The organism is Candidatus Bandiella numerosa, from assembly GCF_021811875.1.
Lineage (GTDB): Bacteria > Pseudomonadota > Alphaproteobacteria > Rickettsiales > Midichloriaceae > Aquirickettsia > Aquirickettsia numerosa_A.
This window is the reverse complement of sequence record NZ_JAJBJD010000112.1, coordinates 1-3,622: the sequence shown is the minus strand read 5'-3', so window position 1 is coordinate 3,622 and position 3,622 is coordinate 1. Positions and strand designations below refer to the sequence as shown.

7 protein-coding genes are annotated in these 3,622 nt (G+C 31.1%); 4 read left to right on the top strand and 3 right to left on the bottom strand.

Annotated elements, in window-relative coordinates:
• Positions 1–62: 62 nt before the first annotated feature.
• Both L8D11_RS04155 and L8D11_RS04150 read right to left on the bottom strand, forming a co-directional pair.
• Positions 63–353, bottom strand: coding sequence for a hypothetical protein (locus L8D11_RS04155; RefSeq protein ID WP_236870415.1), 291 nt, complete (start codon positions 351–353; stop codon positions 63–65).
• 20 nt (positions 354–373) lie between these two features.
• A complete protein-coding gene (locus L8D11_RS04150) occupies positions 374–745 on the bottom strand; it encodes a hypothetical protein (RefSeq protein ID WP_236870414.1) in 372 nt (123 codons plus the stop codon).
• Positions 746–810: 65 nt separating this feature from the next.
• Here L8D11_RS04150 and L8D11_RS04145 point away from each other — a divergent pair, with 65 nt between their 5' ends.
• The 4 genes from L8D11_RS04145 to rpiB are packed head-to-tail and all read left to right on the top strand — an operon-like array spanning position 811 to position 3,169.
• Positions 811–1,731 (top strand): RluA family pseudouridine synthase, encoded by a 921-nt coding sequence (locus L8D11_RS04145; RefSeq protein WP_236870413.1) that lies wholly within the window; start codon positions 811–813, stop codon positions 1,729–1,731.
• Positions 1,728–2,225 carry a pantetheine-phosphate adenylyltransferase gene (gene coaD, locus L8D11_RS04140; protein WP_236870412.1) on the top strand — a complete coding sequence of 166 codons (498 nt, stop codon included), beginning with the start codon at positions 1,728–1,730 and terminating at the stop codon, positions 2,223–2,225. The genes L8D11_RS04145 and coaD overlap by 4 nt, the downstream gene beginning before the upstream one ends.
• The gene (locus tag L8D11_RS04135; RefSeq protein WP_236870411.1) at positions 2,218–2,739 is read left to right on the top strand and encodes an SH3 domain-containing protein; all 522 of its coding nucleotides are present in this window, start codon (positions 2,218–2,220) and stop codon (positions 2,737–2,739) included. The genes coaD and L8D11_RS04135 overlap by 8 nt, the downstream gene beginning before the upstream one ends.
• Positions 2,729–3,169 carry a ribose 5-phosphate isomerase B gene (rpiB, locus tag L8D11_RS04130; protein WP_236870410.1) on the top strand — a complete coding sequence of 147 codons (441 nt, stop codon included), beginning with the start codon at positions 2,729–2,731 and terminating at the stop codon, positions 3,167–3,169. Before L8D11_RS04135 ends, rpiB begins: the two co-directional genes overlap by 11 nt.
• An 11-nt stretch (positions 3,170–3,180) precedes the next feature.
• Here the strand turns inward: rpiB and L8D11_RS04125 are convergent.
• The coding region (locus L8D11_RS04125; RefSeq protein WP_236870409.1) for an RDD family protein at positions 3,181–3,622 on the bottom strand (442 nt) is incomplete at its 5' end.

Sequence of the window (3,622 nt, the reverse complement as noted above, 5' to 3'; positions counted from 1 at the left end):
TTGAGAAGATTAATCTCTTCTCTATGTACTCTGCTTTTGGTAAACACAAATCTGAAACCGCCCTATGCGACATCGCTTGTACGGTGGTGTGAGAGGGAGGTGCTGCAATGCGCCTCTCTACTCGATTTTTCTGATATTTTCTCTACTTGCAGCGGTATATATTCATCTTGTATAGCACCTATGATCCCTATTTGCTCTTTATGCCTAAACCCTAATTCCAGTATCGTCTCAGCTCTCTTTATTTCTACTTTCTTAATTAGCCTCTCTGATACTACCTCGCCTTTTTCTTTTTTTCTTACTATTATTTCAAAATCCATTTGATACCTGTATTGTTTTAGGTCAAAGGTTAGCACTTTTCCTATTTATACGCTATCTAATATTTATGCTTCCATGGCCCCTTTTCATTTATTGGCTCGCCAAAAGCATTAATAACTCTGCCTAGCCAATTTGTAGATGGATATATTGATTGGTCATGAGCAATGACGTGCACTTGACTTCCAATTACAATTCCTTCAGCAGAATCATAAGTCATAAGTAAGGTCTTTTTTTCCTTAATACCTACAACCTCAGCAAACATTTCTCTTTCATTCTTATTAATAATCTTACATTTAGACCCAATGCTAACTGCAAATTCAATTCCTATGGCTTCAATTAATAAACCTCTTACAGAACAAACTTTTCCAATAACCTGAAATTCAGGTATCAATTCAATCTCATTAATGATACTTCTTAAAATATTGGACATAAAAAATTATTTGATATAGTTTGCACACGTAAATATATAGAGAATTAAAACATATATAACCTTCAATGCAAATAAAAATTTTTGAAATAGAGAAAGAAGATGATGGTTTGAGACTAGATAGGTGGTTTCACAGGCATATTCCCAATATGCCCTTTACTATTGTTGCTAAACTTGCAAGAAAAGGACAAATCAGAATTGATGGCAAGAGAGTTAAGATTAATACTCGTATAAGTTACAATCAAAAAATAAGAACTCCAATAATTGAGTACGACGCTCCAATCAAACAGGAGTATATCAAGCCAAATAATTTTGATGATATTAAAAACAAGATATTTAATTCCGTTATCCATGAGGATGAACATATAATTGTACTAAACAAACCATACGATTTATGTGTTCAAGATGGTTCTAATGTTAAAATATCAATAGATCGTGTATTTAAATTATCTAACCTAGACTACAATATTGTTCATAGAATAGACAAGGAGACAACTGGCTTAATTGTTTTTGCTAAAAATTCTTCCATAGCAGCAGATATAAGTAAGCTCTTTAGAGAAAAGGAAATTTATAAATCATACCTAACAATCTTATGTGGAATACCTAAAAATAAAGAGGGCATGATAGAATCAACTATTAAAACCGGAGATTTTGATGCGCCAAAGGAATTGCATGCAAAAACAAAATTTAAAGTATTAGGGGAATACGAAGATTTACTCTCTTTAGTTGAAATGACACCATTAACTGGTAGAAAACACCAAATTAGAATCCATAGCAAAGAAATTAACTGCCCAATATTAGGCGATAAAAAACATAATTATCCTGGTGTTAAGCACAAAATTTATTTTGCCGATCACCTACATTTACACTCACATTCATTAAATTTTAGTTTACTAGGTGAAAATTATAATTTTAAGGCAGAATTACCAGATCATTTTCAAAAAACCATAAATAAATATTTTTCAACAGTTAATATATCTAATGTATGAAAGAGGGAAAAATAGCAATATATCCAGGAACTTTTGATCCAGTCACTTTGGGTCATCTTGATATAATAAAACGTTCAGCAACTTTGTTTGATAAATTAATTATAGCTGTTGCCACCGATACTCTAAAAAGTACACTCTTTTCTGTTGAGGACAGGGTAAACATGATTAACCACGAAATAGAGCATAATAAAATGAAAAATGTCATTATTAAACCTTTTAAAGGCTTGTTAGTGAAATTTGTTAAAAATGAAAATGCAAACATTATAATTAGAGGATTAAGAGCTGTGGCAGATTTTGAATATGAATTTCAAATGTCATTTGTAAATAGAACCTTAGATAGTGATATTGAAACTGTGTTTTTACCAGCAACAGAAAATGTGCATTTTATATCGTCCACCTTTGTAAAAGAAGTAACAAGATTAAGTGGAGATACCAAAAATTTAGTTACCCCAAATGTACAAAAACTTTTAATTAAAAAATTTAAGAATGCTTAGACTGAAAATTTTTGTATTACTATTTTATTTAATAATTAATACTGAAGCCATTGCCAACGAAACTGGTATTTTAACTGGGCTTCCAATACCTAGATATGTGAGTTTAAAATCTAATGAAATTAAAATTCGTATTGGCCCTGGGAAAAAATACCAAACCTCACATGTATATGAATGCATCAATTATCCTGTTAAAATTATAGCCGAGTTCGATAATTGGAGAAAAATTGAAGATATAAATGAAACACAAGGTTGGGTTCATCAAAGTTTATTAAGTAGTGCTAGATATGTAATCATAACTGATAACGAATTTATTATTAGGAAGGATTTAATTAATAAATTATCAGATAATCAATCGTTGATTTTTAAAGCTCCAGACGAAAATTCACCGCCAATATTAAAGATTGAATTTGGGGTGTTAGCAAAGATTATGAAATGTGAGAAATTTTGGTGCAAGGTAATAATTCAAAATTATAAAGGTTGGATAAGAAAGGCAAATATATGGGGTGTTGAATGATCTTATGAAGATTGGCATTGCAAATGATCATGCTGGATGTGAATTAAAGAAGCAAATTTTAAAGTATTTAGCAAAAGACTTAAATATTAATGTGCTTAACTATGGCACAGATACAGATGAATCTGTTGACTACCCTGATTATGCAAAAAAAATAGTCATAGCCATTGAATCCAAAAAAATAGACTATGGAATATTGATTTGTGGCTCAGGGATTGGAATGTCAATATGTGCAAATAGAAGTAAACATGTTAGAGCTGCACTCTGCCATAACTCAGAACTTGCAAAACTTTCTAGAGAACATAATAACGCCAACGTTTTAGTGCTCGGTGCAAGGTATTTATCTTTTGAGGAAACTAAGAAGATTATTCACTCCTTTCTAACTCATAAGTTTGAAGCCAGAAGACATCTAAAAAGAATCAAGAAGATATAGTGAAGAATCAATTACCCTCTTACTAATACCCTGGTTTCAAAAAGCATATCTTGTACGGCAACTTTTTCTTTAGTAAAGAGTATTGTAAAGAAATTAACTATAAAAACTCCGACAAAACTTAGTAGACATAATACTAAGTATCTAAATATTGATCTGGGAAAAGAAATGGTTTGCTCATTAACGCCAACAATTTTTATGTTCATTACCAATTTGCCTATGGTGCCCTGAAACTTTGAAGCTTCAAAAAGCCCCATATACAGTACATTAATCATGATACCAACCAAGTAATAACTAAATGTGTGTACCTTTACACCATCAACATCATAAATAGGAAGCATAAATATTAGATAGCGTATAAATAGGAAAAGTGCTAACCTTTGACCTAAAACAATACAGGTATCAAATGGATTTTGAAATAATAGTAAGAAAAAAAGAAAAAGGCGAGGTAGTATC